Here is a 17,200-nt window from a genome sequence, read left to right as displayed (position 1 = left end):
GGGAGCGGTTTCCTTACAGGTAGGGGCGCTGGGTCTGCTTGCGGGCGGCGTAGGTGGCGCGGGCGGCCCGGGTGGTGTCGAGGGCGGCGACCTCGCTGACCGGGACGTCCCACCAGCCGTGGCCGGGCGGGTTGGGCCCGTACAGGTCGGTCTCCACGTGCACGACCGTGGTGCGGGTAGCCGCCTTCGCCTTCTCCATGGCCGAGCGGAACTCGTCGACGGAGGTGGCGTGCAGGACGTCCGCGCCCAGGGAGGAGGCGTTCGCGGCCAGGTCGACGGGGAGCACCTCACCGTCGAGCAGGCCCGAATCGCCGTCGCGGTAGCGGTACTTGGTGCCGAAGCGCTGCGATCCGAGCGACTCCGACAGGGCGCCGATGGAGGCGAAGCCGTGGTTCTGGACCAGGACGACGATGACCTTGAGGCCTTCGGAGATCATGGTCACGATCTCCTGGGCCATCATCAGGTAAGAGCCGTCGCCGACCAGAACCACGACCTCGCGGGTGGGGTCGGCCATCTTGACGCCGACGCCGGCGGCGACCTCGTAGCCCATGCAGGAGTAGGCGTACTCGACGTGATAGGCCTTGGGATCCCTGGCCCGCCACAGCTGCTGCAGATCGCCGGGCATGGAACCGGCCGCGTTGATGACCACGGCCCGGTCGTCGAGGACGTCGTTGAGGGCGCCGAGGATCTCGGTCTGGGCGGGCAGCGGGCCATGACCGACGTGGAAGCACTCCTCCTCGATCTCCCGCGTCCGGGCGATGAGCCGACGGGTGAGCGCGCGGTACTCCGCCGGGACCTCCCAGTCCGTCAGCGCGCCCGCGAGTGCCTCGATGCCCAGCCGGGCGTCGGCCACCAGGGGTTCCGCCGAGTGCTTCACGGCGTCGAGGCGGGCCACGTTGAGGTTGACGAAGGTGACGTCCGGGTTGGCGAAGACCGTGTGGCTCGCGGTCGTGAAGTCCGAGTACCGGGTGCCGACACCGAGCACCACGTCCGCCTCCCGGGCCAGCTCGTTCGCCGCGTACGACCCCGTCGAACCGATACCGCCGACGGCGCGGGGGTGATCCCAGGGCACGGCGCCCTTGCCGGCGTGGGTGTCGGCGACCGGGATGCCGGTGGCCTCGGCGAAGGCGCGCAGCGCGGTCTCGGCACCGGAGTACACGGCACCCCCGCCGGCCACGATCAGCGGCTTCTTGGCATTCCGCAGCAGCAGCGCGGCCCGTTCCACGGCTGCCGGCTCCGGCACCGGGCGTCCCACGTGCCACACCCGGCGCCGGAAGAAGGCCACCGGCCAGTCGTACGCCTCGGCCTGCACGTCCTGCGGCAGCGCGAGGGTGACCGCCCCCGTCTCCACGGGGTCGGTAAGGACCCGCATCGCCGCGAGCGCGGCGGGGATGAGCTGTTCGGGGCGCGAGACGCGGTCGAAGTACTTCGACACGGCGCGGAAGGTGTCGTTGACGGTGACGTCGCCGCCGCGGGTGTCCTCCAGCTGCTGCAGCACCGGGTCGGCGGCGCGGGTGGCGAACATGTCGGACGGCAGCAGCAGTACGGGCAGGCGGTTGGTGGTGGCCAGCGCCGCACCGGTGATCATGTTCGTCGAGCCGGGCCCGGTGGAGGCGGTGCACGCGAAGGTGGCCAGGCGGTCGCGCATCTTGGCGAACGCGACGGAGGCGTGCACCATGCCCTGTTCGTTGCGGGCGAGGTAGTAGGGGAGGTCGGCCTCTCCGGTGGTGGCGGCCTGCAGCAGGGCCTGCCCGATGCCGGCGACGTTGCCGTGGCCGAAGATGCCCCACACGCCGGGGATGAGCCGCTGCTCCTGTCCGTCGCGCTCGCTGTACTGGTGGGCCAGGAAGCGCACCAGGGCCTGCGAGGTGGTCAGTCGGATGGTGTTCATCGGTGTTCTCCGAAGGGCAGCCGGTCGTCGACGTCCTGGGACGCCCAGGTGTCACGGACCCAGCCGTGGGCGGGGTCGTCGCAGATCAGCCAGGCGCGGTCCTGGCCGGGTCCGGCCATCACGTTGAGGTAGTACAGGTCGTAGCCGGGCGCGGCGATGGACGGGCCGTGCCAGCCGTGCGGGATCAGCACCGAGTCGCCCGAGCGGACCTCGGCCAGCACGTCGATGGGCCGCTCGGGCGTGCCGTAGACCCGCTGATAGCCGAAGCCGTTCTCGCCCGCGACCTGGAAGTGGTAGATCTCCTCCAGCTCCGACTCGACGCCCGGGCGGACCTCGTCGTGCTTGTGCGGCGGGTACGAGGACCAGTTCCCGCCGGGCGTGAGGACCTCGCACACCAGCAGCTGCTCGGCGTCGAAGGTGCCGGGCAGGCAGTAGTTGTTGACCTGTCGTGAGCAGGCGCCGGCGCCGCGCAGTTCGACGGGGACGTCCTCCTTGCGCCCGTACCGAGCCGAGTGACCTCCCCGCTCGGTACGGGCGGAGGGCAGTGCGTACGTTCCACCGCCCGCACTGCTGATCACGGCCTGCGACTCGCGGGGCAGATACGCGAAGTCGGTGACCGCCGAGAACACGTCCGTCCGGCCGCCGAGTTCGAAGCTCCGCCCGTCGACGGCGACGGTGCAGCCGCCGTTCAGGGGCAGGACCAGGAACTCGTTCTCCCCGGTGGACAGGGCGTGTTCCGCGCCCGGCTTCAGGGTCAGGATCCTGAGGCCGGAGTATGCCCAGCCCGCCGACTCCGGCGTGATGGCCAGGTCGTAGGGGCCGTCGGCCGAAGTCCCCTTCGGCAGGTGGTACTTGCCCGAGGAGGTCACAGCAGGCTCACCGCCTTGTCCACGGCGCCGGCCACATCGCCGCCCGCGGGGTAGAGCAGCGAACGGCCCACGACCAGGCCCTGCGCGGTCGGCTGCTTCAACGCCGTGCCCCAGGACGCGAAGGCCGCCTCTGCGTCCTTGACCTCCCCGCCCAGCAGCAGCGCCGGCAGGGTGGAGGAGGCGAGCACCCGCTCCATCCCGGCGACCACCGGGAGTTTCAGCCAGGTGTAGGCGGTACGGCGGCCCAGCGCCGAGGCAATGGTGATCGACTTGATGACCGCGTCGGTCGACAGGTCGTTGCGGATGCGGCCGTTCTCCCACCTCGAGATGAACGGCTCGACCATCGCGATCAGTTGGCGGTCGTTCAGCTCGTCCACGGCACGCGCGGTGTTCTCCAGCGCGGAGGGCGTCGCGGGGTCGTCGAGGGCGATCCGGGTGAGCATCTTGCCGCCGTCGAAGCCCATCGCGGCGATCGTGGCGGCGTCATAGCCGGTGAACCGGTCGTCGATCTCGAACACCGAACCCGCGAGACCGGCCCGGTTCATGGACCCGAAGACGCTCCTGCCGTCCAGGACCCCGAGCAGCAGCAGGTCCTCCAGGATGTCGGCGGTGGCCAGCACGCCGGTCACACCGGGGCGTTCGAGGGCGATGCAGAGCCGGTCGAGCAGCTCGGAGCGGTCGGCCATCGCGTGGGGGTCGTCGCCGACGCCGCTGGCGCCGCGGGCGGGGTGGTCGGCGGCGATGATCATCGCCTTGCCGTGCTCACCGAGAATCGAGGTCGCCTTCACCCGGCGGGCGGCGGCCGCCGCGACGGCGCCGGGGTCGCCCACCCGGGCGGACACGATCCGGCTCAGCTTCTCAGACGGCACTGGGCACCTCATCCAGCTTGGCGTGGACTTCCGACTCGGTCGGCATGGCGTCGGAGCAGGACAGCCGGCCCGCGACGATCGCGCCGGCCGCATTGGCGAAGGACACCGCCCGGCGGGTGTCCCAGCCGGACAGCAGCCCGTGGCACAGCGCCCCGCCGAAGGCATCGCCGGCGCCCAGGCCGTTGACCACGTCCACCGGCACCGGCGGGATCTCGACGGCAAAACCGTCCCGGGCCATCGCCAGCACGCCCTTGGGCCCCTGCTTCACCACCGCCAGCTCCACACCGGCGGCCAGCAGCGCCTTCGCGGCGGCGTACGGCTCACGCTCACCGGTGGCCACCTCGCACTCGTCGAGATTGCCCACCGCCACCGTCGTGTGGCGCAGCGCCTCGGCGTACAGCCCACGCGCCTGACCGGGATCGGCCCAGGCTGTGTCCTTCCAAAACGTCGGCCGCCAGTCCAGGTCGAAGACCGTCACCCCGGCCTTCGCCCGGTGCGCCAGCGCCGCCAGCGTGGCCGAACGGCTCGGCTCCTCACTCAGCCCGGTCCCGGTCACCCAGAAGATCCGCGCGTCCCGCACCGCGTCCAGATCCAGCTCACCGGGGGCGATGTCCAGGTCGGGAGCCTTCGGCAGCCGGTAGAAATACAGCGGGAAGTCGTCCGGCGGGAAGATCTCACAGAACGTCACCGGGGTCGGCGCGATGTCCGACGTACCGACGAAGCGGCTGTCGACGCCGTAGCCGTCGAGCGCCTGTCGCACGAAGTCCCCGAAGGGGTCCCGGCCCGTCTTGGTGATCACCGCCGCCGAGTGCCCGTACCGGGCCGCCGCCACCGCCACGTTGGTGGGACTGCCGCCCAGGTACTTGCCGAACGACGTGACCTCCGCCAGCCCGACACCGGTCTGGAGCGGATAGACATCCACCCCCACGCGGCCCATGGTCAGCACATCGAACGGCATCGCTGAATTCCCTTCGCTGTCGCGCTCTACTAGCGCGCTCTAGTGCGAGTACGATGACCCCTGTCCAAATGTCATGTCAATAGCTTGTTGCCGGAAGATTTCGAGGCTGCCCTAGGGTGGGCTCCGTCGAAAGGTGGGTTCAACGCGTGGATGCAGCACCGGGCAGGCAGCGGCCGACGATGGCCGATGTGGCCGACAAGGCAGGTGTGTCCCGGGCGCTCGTCTCGATCGTGTTCCGCAATCAGCCCGGCGCGAGCCAGGAGACCCGTGAGCGAGTGCTGAGGGTCGCCGACGAGATCGGCTACCGCCCGGACAGCGCGGCCCGGTTGCTGGCCCGGGGCCGCAGCCGCACGCTCGGCGTGATGTTCACCGTGCACCAGACCTTCCAGACCGACCTGATCGAGGGCATCTACCCCGAGGCCGAGCGGCTCGGATACGACGTCCTGCTCTCGGCGGCGGTCCAGGGGCGCAGTGAGGCCAAGGCGGTCGAGGCGCTCCTCGGGCACCGCTGCGAGGCGCTGATCCTGCTCGGCCCGGACGCGGACGCCGGCTATCTCGACGAGCTCGGTCAGCGGGCCGTGACCGTGTCGGTCAGCCGTCGCGTCCCGCGGGCCCGCGTGGACTTCGTGCACAGCGCCGAGAGCAAGGGTGTCCGGCAGGCCATGGACCACCTGGTCGAACTCGGCCACCGCAGGATCGTGCACATCGACGGTGGCCGCGGTCCCGGGTCCGCCGAACGCCGGCGCTCCTACCGGGCCGCGATGCGCCGGCACGGCCTCGAGTCGGAGATCCGGGTCATCCCCGGTGAGCACACCGAGCAGTCCGGTATCGAGACCGGCAGGCTGCTCCTGGAGGAGCGGGACCGCGGACTGCCGCTGCCGACCGCGGTGCTCGCGGGCAACGACCGTTGCGCGATGGGCCTGCTGATGCCGTTGGCCCGGGCGGGTGTCGAGGTTCCGCGGGACATGTCCGTCGTCGGCTACGACGACAGCCACCTCTCCCATCTCATGCCGATCGGCCTCACCACCGTGCGCCAGGACGCGGTCCTGATGGCCGAGCACGCGGTGCGGTTCGCCGTGGAGCGGCTGGAGAATCCGCAACTGGAGCCGCGCGAGGCCGTGTTGGACCCCAAGCTCGTCGTGCGCGGCACCAGTGGCCCGCCGCGGGAAGCGCCCTGAACGACGTGTCCGCCGGCCCGGTTGCCCGGGGCCCGAGCCCGTTCCTCAGCCCTCGTACTCCCGCAGTTTGCGGTACAGCGTGGCCCGCCCGATGCCGAGTACCGCCGCCGCGCGGGACTTGTTGCCGCCGTGGCGGTGCAGTGTCTCCAGGATCGTGGCGCGTTCGGCGTGTTCCATAGGGCTGAGCGGGCGGGCGGCGGGCCCTTCCCGCACGGTGTCCGGCAGTTCGGCCCGGCGTACCGGACCGGAGGCCCTTCGGTGTTCCGCCAACGCCTGGACGACATGGGCGAGTTCGGTGACGTTCCCTGGCCACGGATGCTGTTCGAGCGCGCGCAGGGCGTCCAGGGTCCAGGTCAGCGGAGGACTTCCCGGTGCGGGGCGCGGGGTGAGGGCCGACAGCAACTCCCTGATGTCCTCGGTGCGTTCGCGCAGTGGTGGGAGGGCGACCGTGCGGGCGGCGAGTTTGTCGAGGAGCCGTTGCAGGCAGGGGCCGGGCGGAGTGCCGGGGGTGTGGGTGACCAGCAGCCGGGTGTCCGGGTGCGCGTCGAGCAGGGAGTTGAGCGTGGCCACGGCGGGCTGTGTCAGCCGCTCGGCGTGCCGGAGGATGAGGGGCCTCGCCGCGGCCCATTCCGTCAAGTCCCCTTCGAGCGCGCCGCCTTCGGCCGCGTCCACGGTCTCGATGCCGGCCGGTCCCAGCAACTCCCGGGCCAGCGCGGTCTTGCCCGTCCCCCGTTCACCGGTCAGCAGCACGGGCTCGGGGGAGCGGACCAGTTCGGCGGCGCGTTCCACGGCGTACCGCCACGGAAGGGAGGAGCCGGTCAGACGGGGGAGCGGGCGCGGTCTCGGCCTCGGCGTGCCCTCGGCCTGCGGCTCCAGGACGGCCACGATCCCCACGACCACGCCCGCCTGCCGCACCAGGTCGATCCGAGCGCTGCACCCGGCTCCCTCGGGCAGTCGGGCGGCGGCCGGTGCGTCCGTGTGCCGTGCCGTCGTCGCCGTACGCTCAAGAACCCGAAGGATCTCCTCGGTCATCAGCCGCTCCGCCGCCGAGCTGATCAGACGGTTGCGGCCGTCCAACACGACCACCGCACGGTCCTCTCCCCGCGCGGCGCGCAAGTAGGCGTCCAGAAGGACCTGTTCGGCACGTCCCGCCCGGGCGACAAGTTCGGCCTCCACGGCGGCGGCAGCGGCCTCGGCGAGGGCCGCCTGCGGGTGCGGCGGGCATCCGCCGCACAGGTGGGAGGCGACGGTGAGGGTGCCGAGTGCCTGTCCGCTCTTCGGCGCGAGCACCGGGACGCTGACCGCCGACACGTCCTGCCACACGTCGAGGAAGTGCTCGGGCCCGTGCACCTCGGCCCGGCGCCGACTGCGCAGGGCGAGAGCCGCGCTGTTGTGGCCCACCTCCTGCTCCGACAGCCCCGGGTGCGGGGTGAGCTCGGGCGCGCTCCCGGACGTCCACAGCACACGCAGTCGCGCGTCGGTGAGGAGGAGGACCGAGCGGCCGGTGCCCAGGGCGGGGGCGATCCGTTCGAGCACCGGACGGGCGGCGCCGAGGAGCGGCGACTCGACCGGTCGGGGCGCATCGGCGGCGGGCTCCTTCAGGTCGTGCGGAACGCCGAAGAACCGGGCCCGCCGCCACGCCGCGAGGACCTCCTCCGGCACACCGTCGGGCAGCGGGCGCCCGGACAGGAAGCGCTCGCGCGCCACTCGCAGCGGTGGGAGGGCGTGGACTGCGGGGGAGGGCTCTGTGGTGGTCACGACGTACCCACCGTAGCGGGTTCGGTTGAACGGGCAACGACTGCCCCGTACGGAGGCGGCGTCCGGCGGCACGGGTCCCCCACCAACCGCCCGCCCTGCAGCCGATGCCTATGTCTCACATTGAGACACCCGCACACCGCCGTACCGCACCATGATCAAGACTGTCCGTCGTCCGTATGCCCACGCCAGGAGCGCCCCGTGTCCCCCGTCGTCGAGACCGACGTCCTGATCGTAGGCAGCGGCCCGGCCGGAGCCTCGGCCGCGCTCGCCCTGAGCACCTACGGCGTCCCCAACATCGTCGTCACCCGCTACGCGAGCCTCGCAGACACCCCCCGCGCGCACATCACCAACCAGCGCACGATGGAGGTGCTGCGCGACCTCGGCGTGGAACAGGACGTCATCGCGCAGGCGACCCCGCAGCATCTGATGGGCAACACCACCTTCTGCACGAGCCTGGCCGGCGAGGAACTGGGCCGGGTGCGCTCGTGGGGCAACGACCCGCTCGTCCAGGCCGCCCACGAACTCGCCAGCCCCACCCGCATGTGCGACATGCCGCAGCACCTCATGGAGCCGGTCCTCGTCAACGCGGCCGTCGCCCGCGGCACAAGCCTGCGCTTTCAGACCGAGTACCTCTCCCACACCCAGGACGCCGACGGCGTGACGGTCACCGTGCGGGACCGGCTGCGCGGCGACACGTACGAGATCCGCGCCAAGTACCTGATCGGCGCGGACGGCGGCCGCTCCAGGGTCGCCGAGGACGCCGGGCTGCCGATGGGCGGCCAGATGGGCGTGGCCGGCAGCATCAACATCGTCTTCGAGGCGGACCTGGCGAAGTACACCGCCCACCGGCCCTCCACCCTCTACTGGGTCCTCGCCCCGGGCGCCACCGTCGGCGGCATCGGCGCGGGCCTGGTGCGTTGTGTGCGGCCGTGGAACGAGTGGATGATCGTGTGGGGGTACGACGTCACGGCGGGCGCCCCCGACCTGACCACCGAGTACGCCGAGTCGATCGTGCGCCAGCTGGTCGGCGACGACGAGATTTCCGTGACGATCAAGTCGTCCTCGGCCTGGACCGTCAACGAGATGTACGCCGAGACCTACTCCAACGGCCGCGTCCTCTGCGCCGGTGACGCCACCCACCGCCACCCGCCGTCCAACGGCCTCGGCTCCAACACCTCCATCCAGGACTCCTACAACCTCGCCTGGAAGCTCAAGCTCGTCCTCGACGGCACCGCCGCCCCGAAGCTCCTCGACACCTACACCGCCGAACGCGCTCCCGTCGGCAAGCAGGTCGTCACCCGCGCCAACCAGTCGATCGGCGAGACCGCCCCGATCTTCGAGGCCCTCGACGGACTCTCCCCGCAGACCCCCGAACAGCTGTGGGCCAACATCGCCGCCCGCAAGGACACCACCGAGGCCGCCGAGAAGCAGCGGGCCCGGCTCCGCGAGGCCATCGCCTTCAAGGTGTACGAGTTCAACGCGCACGGCGTCGACCTCAACCAGCGCTACGCCTCGGACGCCGTCGTCCCCGACGGCACCCCCGCGGAGACCTTCGCGCGCGATCCCGAGCTCCACCACCAGCCCACCTCCCGCCCCGGCGCCCGCGTCCCGCACGCCTGGATCACCTCCGGCACCCGCACCCTCTCCACCCTCGACACCGTCGGAAAAGGCCGCTTCACCCTGCTGACCGGCATCGGCGGCGAGGGCTGGGTCCGGGCCGCCGCGGCACAGGACATCGAAATCGCCACCGTGGTCGTCGGCCCCGGGCAGGAGTACGAGGACCCGTACGGCGACTGGGCGCGCCTGAGCGAGATCTCCGACGCGGGCGCGCTGCTCGTACGGCCCGACGGGTTCGTCGCCTTCCGGCACGCGACCGCCGCGCCGGACGCCGGAACACTCCTGACGGACGCGTTGCGGCAGGTCCTCGGGCACGCCTGAGCCAGGCCCGGACACACCGGGCGCGCAATCATGGAAGAAGCGACATGCCGACGAGGAGGAGCCGGGATGACCACCGACGCGATCGGAACCAGCGTCACCGAGGAGGCCGTGGCCAGCCTCCACGCGACCGCCGATCCCCGCCTGCGCGAACTGCTCGCCGGCCTGATCGGCCACCTGCACGACTTCGTGCGCGAGAGCCGGCTCACCCAGGAGGAGTGGGAGAAGGCGATCGCCTTCCTGACGGCGACCGGGCAGAAGTGCACCGACACCCGGCAGGAGTTCATCCTGCTCTCGGACGTCCTCGGCGTCTCCATGCTCGTGGAGACACTCAACGGCGACCGCGTACCGGGCGCCACCGAGTCCACCGTGCTCGGCCCCTTCCATATGACCGAGTCGCCCGTGCGGGAACTCGGGGACGACATCGACCTGGTGGGCGGTGCCGAGCCGTGCGTGGTCAGCGGCCGGGTGCTGTCGGCGGACGGCACCCCGCTGCCCGGCGCCGTCCTGGACGTCTGGCAGGCCGACGATCAGGGCTTCTACGACGTCCAGCAGCCCGACGTACAGCCCGCGGGCAACGGACGCGGACTGTTCACCGCCGACGCCGAGGGCCGCTTCTGGTTCCGCACGTGCGTCCCGGCGCCCTACCCGATCCCCACCGACGGCCCGGTCGGCGACCTGCTCGACGCGACCGGACGGCACCCGTACCGGCCCGCCCACATCCACTTCATCGCCGGAGCCGAAGACCACACCCCCGTCACGACCCACATCTTCGTCGCGGGCAGCGACTACCTCGACTCCGACGCCGTCTTCGCCGTGAAACAGAGCCTGGTGCAGGACTTCGCGACGACCGACGACCCGTCCCTGGCCGCCGAGTTCGGCATCCCGAACCCCTTCCGGCACGCCCGCTTCGACCTCGTACTGGAGCCGAACGCATGACGTTCTCGGCCGACTTCACCTACGAGAGCCGTCCCACGCGGGTCGTGTTCCGGCCCGGCGCCGCCGTGACGGCGACCCCCGGCGAGGCCGAACACCTGGGCCTGCGCCGCCTGTTGGTGGTGTGCGGCAGCCGGGGCGAGGCCGTGGCGCGGGCGGTCGCGGACGCGCTCGGCGACGCGTGCGCGGGGCTGCACGCCGAGGCCCGTATGCATGTACCCGTCGAGGACGCCGACCGGGCCGTGGCGGTGGCCCGCGCGGCTGGGGCCGACGGGGTCGTCGCGGTCGGCGGCGGCTCGTCCATCGGCCTCGGCAAGGCGATCGCCCTGCGCACCGGACTGCCGCTGATCGCCGTGCCGTCGACCTACTCGGGCTCCGAGATGACCCCCGTGTGGGGCCTGACCGAGGGCGGGGTCAAGCGCACCGGCCGCGACCCGAAGGTCCAGCCCCGCAGTGTCGTCTACGACCCCGAGCTGACCGTCTCCCTGCCGGTGCCGCTCACCGTGACCAGCGGCATCAACGCCCTCGCCCACGCGGTCGAGGCGCTCTACGCCCCGGACACCTCGCCGCTGATCGCGTTGATGGCCCAGGACGGCGTACGGGCGATGGCCGAGGCGCTGCCGCTGCTCGCCGCGCGGCCCGACGACCTGGACGCGCGCGGCCGGGCCCTGTACGGCGCGTGGCTGTGCGGGGCGTGTCTGGGGGCGACCACCATGGGGCTGCACCACAAGCTGTGCCACGTCCTGGGCGGCACCTTCGGCCTGCCGCACGCCGAGACACACACGGTCGTCCTGCCGTACGCGCTCGCGTACAACGCCCCCGCCGCTCCCGGTGCGTTGACCGTGCTGGGACGGGCACTCGATGCCGACGACCCGTCACGAGCCCTGTGGGATCTGGCCGGACGCCTGGGTGCGCCGCGCTCCCTCGCCGAACTCGGTCTCCAGGAGACCGACGTGGCGGAGGCGGCCGTACAGGTGGCGGGGCAGCCGTACGCCAACCCGCGTCCTGTGACGGCGGAAGGTGTGCGGGAGGTACTCCAGGCGGCCTATGAGGGACGTCGACCATGAGTCCCGCAGCACCACAGCAAGTCCCCTAAGAAAGGTGAACATCATGGCCCTCGCACTGCTCCGGCGCCGGCGGTCCAAGGCTGCCCTTGCCGAGGCGGCGGGCCTCTCCGTCCCCCTCCCGGAAGGCGCGGGCGCCGTGGCCCGTGAGATCGTCGACCCGATGGGCTCGCCCATGGCGGGCGCGGACGTCACCGTCACCGCCCTGGACACGCACCGGGTCGCGGTCCGCGGTACGACCGACCCCTACGGCTACTTCCTCGCCGTTCTGCCGCCCGGCCGCTACAGCCTGCTGGCCGCGGCGGAGGGGCTTCAGCCGCATCGCGAGACGGTCGACGTGGGGCCGTACGGGATGACGCCCACCGAGCGGGTCTGGCTCCAGCCCGCCCAGGCGCTGCAGCTGCCCACGCCAGGCGTCTGGCTGTTCGATCCGCCGCACACCGCGATCCGATTCATCGCCAAGCACGTCGGCATGGCGCACGTCCACGGCCGCTTCGAGCGTTTCGAGGGCGGTATCCAGGTCGCGCAGGACATGTCGCAGACCCGTGTCCAGGTCCGTATCGACGCCTCGAGCATCACCACCGGCAACACCACGCGGGACAATCATCTGCGGTCCGCCGACTTCCTCGACGTCGAACGCTTCCCCCACATCGACTTCGTCAGCACCCGCTTCGCCTACCGCGGCGGAAGCAAGTGGACCCTCCAGGGCAGTCTGACCATGCACGGCGTGAGCCGCTCGGTCGCCCTGGACACGACCTACCTCGGCACGGTGAACGGCGGCTACGGGGAGGAACTCCGCTGTGCGGCCCTGGCGACGGCGGAACTCCATCGCGAGGACTACACGCTCAACTGGCGGTCGATGCTGGCCCGGGGCATCGCGGTCGTCGGCCCCACGGTCCAGCTGGAACTGGACGTCCAGGCGATGTACCGCACCCACGACACGCCCACCCCACCGGAGTAGGCGCGAGCGGAAGACCGGGCATTGTCAGACCCGGTCGGTACCGTCGGCCCATGAGAGCCAACGGAACATTTGGCGTGAAGGCGTTCGTCCCGACCGAGCTGAAGCCCGAGCCGGCCGTGACCACCGGGCTTCCGGTCGGTGTCGCGACGATGGAGAAGCACTTCGAGGGCGAGATCGCCGGCCGCTCGGCGACCTTGTTCACCGCCGCGTACGACCAGCAGTCCGGCGTCGGCACCTACGTGGCCATGGAGTCCTTCGAGGGTTCGCTGCACGGCAGGTCCGGCGCCTTCAACTTCGTGCACTCGGCGACGACCTCCGGCAGCGACCGCACCGCGGAGTTCTTCACGATCGTGCCCTCCAGTGGCACCGGGGACCTGGCGGGGATCTCCGGCACCGGCGGCCTCGCGGTCGACGCCGACGGCACCCACCGGATCCGGCTGGACTACGAGCTCGGCTGACGTCGCGGTCCAACTCGCCGTCACTGGAAGGCACATCGCACGTCCTCGGGGCCGACAGCTTCACGGAAAGCTCACATAACCCAACTCAAACTTTAGGTTTCAAGCGTTACGCTCACCGGCATCCGAGTGCTCGGGGGAGCGGCTCGTCCGCCATGGCACTCCCTCCCCCCACGGTTCAGGAGACTCGGCGTGAGTGACGGCGACGTAGTGGTGATCGGCGGCGGCTATGCGGGCGTCCGGCTGGCGAAACGGCTGGACGCGACGGCACGGGTCACGCTCGTGGACCGCAAGGAGGTCTTCTTCCACCGCATCTCCTCCCTCCGGGCGGGTGTGCGCAGGGAGTGGAGCGCCACCCCCTTCATCCCGTACGACCGGCTGCTGCGCCACGGCCAGATGGTCGTGGGCAAGGTGGTGCGCATCGACACCGCCGAGCGACGAGTGGTGCTGGCCAACGGCACACGGCTGCCCTACGACGTGGTGGTGATCGCGACCGGCGCCGACTACCCGGAGCCGGCCCGCTTCGCCGGGACCACCACCGAGGAGGCGATGAAGTCCTTCGCCGAGCACCAGCAGAAGATCGCCTTCGCCGAGCACGTCCTCGTCGTCGGCGGCGGGCCCTCCGGCGTCGAACTCAGCGCCGAGATCCGGCTGGCCCGGCCGGACGCCCGGGTCACGCTCGCGCATTCCGGCACCGAGCTGCTCGGCAGCACGGGCAGTGAACGGGCCGGGCGCAAGGCGCGCGAGTGGCTGGAGGCCCACGACGTGGAGGTACGGCTCGACTCCTTCATGGCCCCGGGCAACGACTTCGCCACCTACCGCGACGCCCGCGGCGACGTCATCTCCGCGGACCTCTCCTTCTGGGCCACCGGCACCACCCCCAACACGCTCTGGCTGCGCCTGGGCGGACACGGCGAACTGCTGACCCCCTCCGGGCATGTGAAGGTCGACCGCTCGCTGCGGGCCGAAGGGCACCTGGACGTCTTCGCGGTCGGCGACGTCAACGACGCCACCGAGCTCAAGATCACCCCGGCGGCGCTCGCCCAGGCCGACCTCGCGGCCTGGAACATCCGCGCCCACCTGAACAGTTCGGGCAAGCACCGCAAGGAGCCGCGCTTCTACCGGCCCATCCACCGCACCCCGCTGATCGTGCCCTTCGGCCCTGCCGACGGGGTGACCATGCTGCCCGTGCCGGGAGGCGAGACGGCGGTGCTCGGCAGCCGCACCAGCACCGTGGCCAAGGCGAAGACCCTCATGACGCCCTACATGAGGCGCCAACTCGGCTACACGGCCGCCTGATCGGCGAAGGCGAACTCGGCGGTGGCGTGCCGGGACCCCCGGTGCGTGGCGAGGCGAAGCCACGCCCGGCCGTCGGCAGGGCGGCTCCAGCAGGACCGGGTCCCGCTGGAGCCGCGGTCCCCGCTCTCACGCGTGCAGGACGTGCTGGGTGGGCCGGACCAGTCCCGACTCGTAGGCGAAGACCACCGCCTGGACCCGGCCGCGAGCCCCGATCTTGGTGAGGATGTTGCTGACGTGGGACTTCACGGTGGTCGGGGCGATGGAGAGCCGGTCGGCGATCTCGGCGTTGGAGTCGCCGGAGGCGACGGCGGTGAGTACGTCCCGCTCGCGTCCGGTGAGGGTGCCCAATCGGTTGCCGGGTGCGTTGCTCCCGATGGCGCGCTGGTCGCGGACGGCGTCGATGAGCGCACGGGTCAGTCCGGGGGAGACGACGACGTCGCCGGCGGCCACGACCCGCACGGCCGCGACCAGTTCGTCGGCGGTGGCGTTCTCGGGGAGGTGTCCGGCGGCCCCGGCGCGCAGGGCGCCGTAGGGGTAGGTGTCGTCGGTCGTGGTGAGGAGCAGGACGTGCGGGGCGTGCCCGTCCGGAGCGTGGGCGAGACGGCGGACGGTCTCGACGGTGTCCGTGTCGGTGGCACGGCCCTCCAGCAGGACGACGTCCGGCCGGAGCAGGGCGCTCAGCCGGACCGCCTGCGGCCCGTGCGCAGCCTCGCCGACCACGCTCAGACCGGGCTGGGACTCGAGGAGCATTCGAAGGCCGACACGCTGAAGTGACTGGCCGGTGGCGATGAGGACGCTGGTCATGGCGTGCGTGCTCCATCCTCGTCCAGCGGACTACGTGCTGAACGAAACGGTTTCGTTCTCGTGGATTTCAGAGTAGCCCCGGAGTTATCGAAACGGGCGCGTATCGGTTGTGGGGTGGGTCACATTCCGGTTGTGTTTGGGTCCTCAGGGGGTCGTCGTCGCTGGTGAGGACGGGGGCCGGGAAGTGCCCGCGACCGTCGGAGGCGGAGTGGTCTCCGGCAGCCTGGTCGCACCGCCCGGCGGAATCGCGGTGACGACCATGACGGCGGCCACCGCTGCGGCGACGATCAGCACCAGCACGGTCAGGAGACGGGGGCGCGTGTCGCGCGCTGGTCGCTGTACCGGCCCGACCGGCTCGGGTGCCGAGGCGAGCGGGGCCGGATACGCCACGACGTCGTCCGCCCCGGGCCGCAGGTCCGGATCCTTGCTGAGGAGTCCGCGCAGCAGCGGCGTCAACGGGCAGTCCGCACCCGGCAGTTCGGGCTCCTCGTAGACCACGGCCAGCAGCGTCGCCGGCAATGAGGGGCGGGAGAAGGGGGAGCGGCCGGTCAGCGCCGTGCACAGGGTGGCGCCCAGGGACCACCAGTCGGAGGCCGTGCCCGGCTCGGCACCCGTGGCGCGCTCCGGGGGCAGGTACTCCGGGGAGCCGATGAGCATGCCGTCCCTGGTGAGCGCCTGCGCGTCCTGAAGGGCGGCGATCCCGAAGTCGGTGAGCACGACCCGCTGTCCGGGGCTCAGCAGGACGTTGCCGGGCTTGACGTCACGGTGCAGCACCCCGGCGGCGTGCACCTGGCGAAGTGCCTGGGCCGGCGCCAGTCCGATGCGGGCCGTCTCGCGCACGCCCAGCGGCCCCTGATCGGCGACGGTCCGTTCCGGCGAGGGCGCTTCGATCAGCTCCATCACGATCCAGAGCCGGTCGTCCTCCTCGGCCACGTCGTAGACGCGGACCACGCCCGGATGGTCGATGCGCGCACCGGCCCTCGCCTCACGCAGCGCGCGCTCCCGACGGATGTGCGCGTCGGCGTCCGTGCCCGGGCCCTCCAGATACAACCCCTTGACCGCCACCGGACGTTCCAGCATTTCGTCGCGGGCCCGCCACGCCCGCCCCGTACCGCCTTGCCCGACACTCTCCGTCAGGCGGTAGCGGCCCCGATCCGCATGTGTGTTCACCTCCCGGCTCCTTCCATGACAACACGGCCCGAGCGGTGCGCGGCAGGGGGCAACCCGGCACGGACCGGCGGCGACCCAACAGTGAATCCCGCCCCCACGAAGGGAGTTCACTCCATGCGCACCCGCATCGCGCGTCTCGTCACCGTCCTCGCCGCTCTGCTCGCGGTACTCGCCGGCCCCGCCGTCACGGCGACCCCGGCACAGGCGGCGGACACCTGGAACCCGCCCGCAGGCCTCGTGCAGCCGCTGGGCGAGGTGTGGAACCACGTCGAGTCGACCTACCCCGACCTCTACGGCTTCCGCAACTACGGCTGGGACCAGATCGTCGCCAACAAGGGGAGCGTCAACTACTGCGTCCGCTGGGAGTCCGACGCCCCCGTCAGCGCCGCCCTGCGGGACCAGGTCCACGCCGCGCTGAAGAAGCAGTTCGGCAAGTGGACGGCGGCCATGCTCGACAACGGCACCGGCACCAACGCCTGGCCATACACCACCGTGCCCGTCAACATCGTCGGCTGGGCGGTGAAGAACCGCTCGACCCTCCAGTGGACGGACAACTCGGTCGACATCTACGCCGGAAACCTGGACTCCGGCGGCGCCCCGCAGTGCGCTCCCGACTGCGGCCGCTTCTTCCACCAGGACGGCAACTACTCGAAGTGCCCCGGCGGTGTGGCCCGCCACTACGACCAGTCGCTCTGGCTCACCAAGGGCTTCCAGGGCGGCGCCGGCGGGGACTGGGGTCAGCGCGTCGGCCAGGAGTACTTCACCGGCGCCCTGGCCCAGGAGAACATCCACATCTATCTCCACGAAGTCGGCCACACCTTCGGTCTCGACGACTTCTACGACTGGACCCCGACCGGTCAGTGCTGCTTCCTGATGAAGGCGGGCAGCGCGACCCAGATCACCGACTTCGACAAGTGGATGCTGCGTGACTTCTGGCGCCACCTGAAGAGCCGGTACGGCTACTGAGGAGAGGGGATTGACGCGGCCCGGTGTGGCTGCCACAGTTTTGACTACGTAGTCATCGAGCCGTGGCGCACGTATGCGGACTTCGGT

General features: G+C 71.4%; 15 protein-coding genes. 8 read left to right on the top strand and 7 right to left on the bottom strand.

The genetic code is table 11. From position 1 onward, the window contains the following. Window positions 1-13: 13 nt before the first annotated feature. The 4 genes from iolD to iolC are packed head-to-tail and all read right to left on the bottom strand — an operon-like array spanning window position 14 to window position 4,587. The gene (iolD, locus tag M2157_RS07260) at window positions 14-1,891 is read right to left on the bottom strand and encodes a 3D-(3,5/4)-trihydroxycyclohexane-1,2-dione acylhydrolase (decyclizing) (protein ID WP_280860970.1); all 1,878 of its coding nucleotides are present in this window, start codon (window positions 1,889-1,891) and stop codon (window positions 14-16) included. Further along, entirely contained in the window at window positions 1,888-2,760 is an 873-nt protein-coding gene (gene iolB, locus M2157_RS07255; RefSeq protein WP_280864792.1) for a 5-deoxy-glucuronate isomerase, read from the bottom strand. The genes iolD and iolB overlap by 4 nt, the downstream gene beginning before the upstream one ends. Then, window positions 2,757-3,629, bottom strand: a complete 873-nt coding sequence (locus M2157_RS07250; protein WP_280864791.1) for an aldolase — start codon at window positions 3,627-3,629, stop codon at window positions 2,757-2,759. Before M2157_RS07250 ends, iolB begins: the two co-directional genes overlap by 4 nt. Continuing rightward, on the bottom strand, window positions 3,619-4,587 hold the full coding sequence (iolC, locus tag M2157_RS07245; RefSeq protein ID WP_280860967.1) for a 5-dehydro-2-deoxygluconokinase: 969 nt from the start codon (window positions 4,585-4,587) through the stop codon (window positions 3,619-3,621). Before iolC ends, M2157_RS07250 begins: the two co-directional genes overlap by 11 nt. 179 nt (window positions 4,588-4,766) lie before the next feature. On the opposite strand from iolC, the gene M2157_RS07240 reads away from it, so the two are divergent. Beyond that, window positions 4,767-5,765: a LacI family DNA-binding transcriptional regulator gene (locus tag M2157_RS07240; RefSeq protein ID WP_280863717.1), complete on the top strand. Its 999-nt coding sequence runs from the start codon at window positions 4,767-4,769 to the stop codon at window positions 5,763-5,765. Window positions 5,766-5,810: 45 nt separating this feature from the next. Here M2157_RS07240 and M2157_RS07235 read toward each other — a convergent pair whose 3' ends face one another. Continuing rightward, the gene (locus M2157_RS07235) at window positions 5,811-7,523 is read right to left on the bottom strand and encodes a helix-turn-helix domain-containing protein (RefSeq protein WP_280864790.1); all 1,713 of its coding nucleotides are present in this window, start codon (window positions 7,521-7,523) and stop codon (window positions 5,811-5,813) included. A gap of 198 nt (window positions 7,524-7,721) precedes the next feature. On the opposite strand from M2157_RS07235, the gene M2157_RS07230 reads away from it, so the two are divergent. The 6 genes from M2157_RS07230 (at window position 7,722) to M2157_RS07205 (ending at window position 14,173) form a co-directional block, all read left to right on the top strand. Then, window positions 7,722-9,461, top strand: coding sequence for an FAD-dependent monooxygenase (locus tag M2157_RS07230; protein WP_280864789.1), 1,740 nt, complete (start codon window positions 7,722-7,724; stop codon window positions 9,459-9,461). A gap of 66 nt (window positions 9,462-9,527) precedes the next feature. After that, entirely contained in the window at window positions 9,528-10,397 is an 870-nt protein-coding gene (locus M2157_RS07225) for an intradiol ring-cleavage dioxygenase (protein WP_280860964.1), read from the top strand. Next, complete coding sequence (locus M2157_RS07220) at window positions 10,394-11,461, top strand: maleylacetate reductase (protein WP_280860963.1); 1,068 nt, start codon at window positions 10,394-10,396, stop codon at window positions 11,459-11,461. Before M2157_RS07225 ends, M2157_RS07220 begins: the two co-directional genes overlap by 4 nt. A 43-nt stretch (window positions 11,462-11,504) precedes the next feature. After that, window positions 11,505-12,419, top strand: a complete 915-nt coding sequence (locus M2157_RS07215; RefSeq protein ID WP_280864788.1) for a YceI family protein — start codon at window positions 11,505-11,507, stop codon at window positions 12,417-12,419. A gap of 50 nt (window positions 12,420-12,469) precedes the next feature. Next, complete coding sequence (locus M2157_RS07210) at window positions 12,470-12,877, top strand: DUF3224 domain-containing protein (protein WP_280860961.1); 408 nt, start codon at window positions 12,470-12,472, stop codon at window positions 12,875-12,877. Between the two features lie 189 nt (window positions 12,878-13,066). Beyond that, window positions 13,067-14,173 carry an FAD-dependent oxidoreductase gene (locus M2157_RS07205; protein ID WP_280860960.1) on the top strand — a complete coding sequence of 369 codons (1,107 nt, stop codon included), beginning with the start codon at window positions 13,067-13,069 and terminating at the stop codon, window positions 14,171-14,173. A 126-nt stretch (window positions 14,174-14,299) separates the two neighbouring features. Here M2157_RS07205 and M2157_RS07200 read toward each other — a convergent pair whose 3' ends face one another. Together M2157_RS07200 and M2157_RS07195 are read right to left on the bottom strand one after the other, a co-directional pair. After that, on the bottom strand, window positions 14,300-14,977 hold the full coding sequence (locus M2157_RS07200) for a response regulator transcription factor (RefSeq protein WP_280860959.1): 678 nt from the start codon (window positions 14,975-14,977) through the stop codon (window positions 14,300-14,302). A 144-nt stretch (window positions 14,978-15,121) separates the two neighbouring features. After that, the gene (locus M2157_RS07195) at window positions 15,122-16,147 is read right to left on the bottom strand and encodes a serine/threonine-protein kinase (protein ID WP_348541783.1); all 1,026 of its coding nucleotides are present in this window, start codon (window positions 16,145-16,147) and stop codon (window positions 15,122-15,124) included. A 114-nt stretch (window positions 16,148-16,261) separates the two neighbouring features. Between M2157_RS07195 and M2157_RS07190 the strand changes: the two genes are divergently transcribed. Further along, entirely contained in the window at window positions 16,262-17,113 is an 852-nt protein-coding gene (locus M2157_RS07190; protein WP_280864787.1) for a hypothetical protein, read from the top strand. Window positions 17,114-17,200 lie beyond the last annotated feature (87 nt).

It is taken from the genome of Streptomyces sp. SAI-127 (assembly GCF_029894425.1).
Lineage (GTDB): Bacteria > Actinomycetota > Actinomycetes > Streptomycetales > Streptomycetaceae > Streptomyces.
This window is presented reverse-complemented; position numbering and strand designations above follow the sequence as displayed.

Coding starts and splice junctions, on each gene's coding strand:
- iolD (WP_280860970.1), bottom strand. CDS start 1,891: ATGAACACCATCCGACTGACCACCTCGCAGGCCCTGGTGCGCTTCCTG.
- iolC (WP_280860967.1), bottom strand. CDS start 4,587: ATGCCGTTCGATGTGCTGACCATGGGCCGCGTGGGGGTGGATGTCTAT.
- M2157_RS07240 (WP_280863717.1), top strand. CDS start 4,767: ATGGCCGATGTGGCCGACAAGGCAGGTGTGTCCCGGGCGCTCGTCTCG.
- M2157_RS07225 (WP_280860964.1), top strand. CDS start 9,528: ATGACCACCGACGCGATCGGAACCAGCGTCACCGAGGAGGCCGTGGCC.
- M2157_RS07220 (WP_280860963.1), top strand. CDS start 10,394: ATGACGTTCTCGGCCGACTTCACCTACGAGAGCCGTCCCACGCGGGTC.
- M2157_RS07215 (WP_280864788.1), top strand. CDS start 11,505: ATGGCCCTCGCACTGCTCCGGCGCCGGCGGTCCAAGGCTGCCCTTGCC.
- M2157_RS07210 (WP_280860961.1), top strand. CDS start 12,470: ATGAGAGCCAACGGAACATTTGGCGTGAAGGCGTTCGTCCCGACCGAG.
- M2157_RS07200 (WP_280860959.1), bottom strand. CDS start 14,977: ATGACCAGCGTCCTCATCGCCACCGGCCAGTCACTTCAGCGTGTCGGC.
- M2157_RS07190 (WP_280864787.1), top strand. CDS start 16,262: ATGCGCACCCGCATCGCGCGTCTCGTCACCGTCCTCGCCGCTCTGCTC.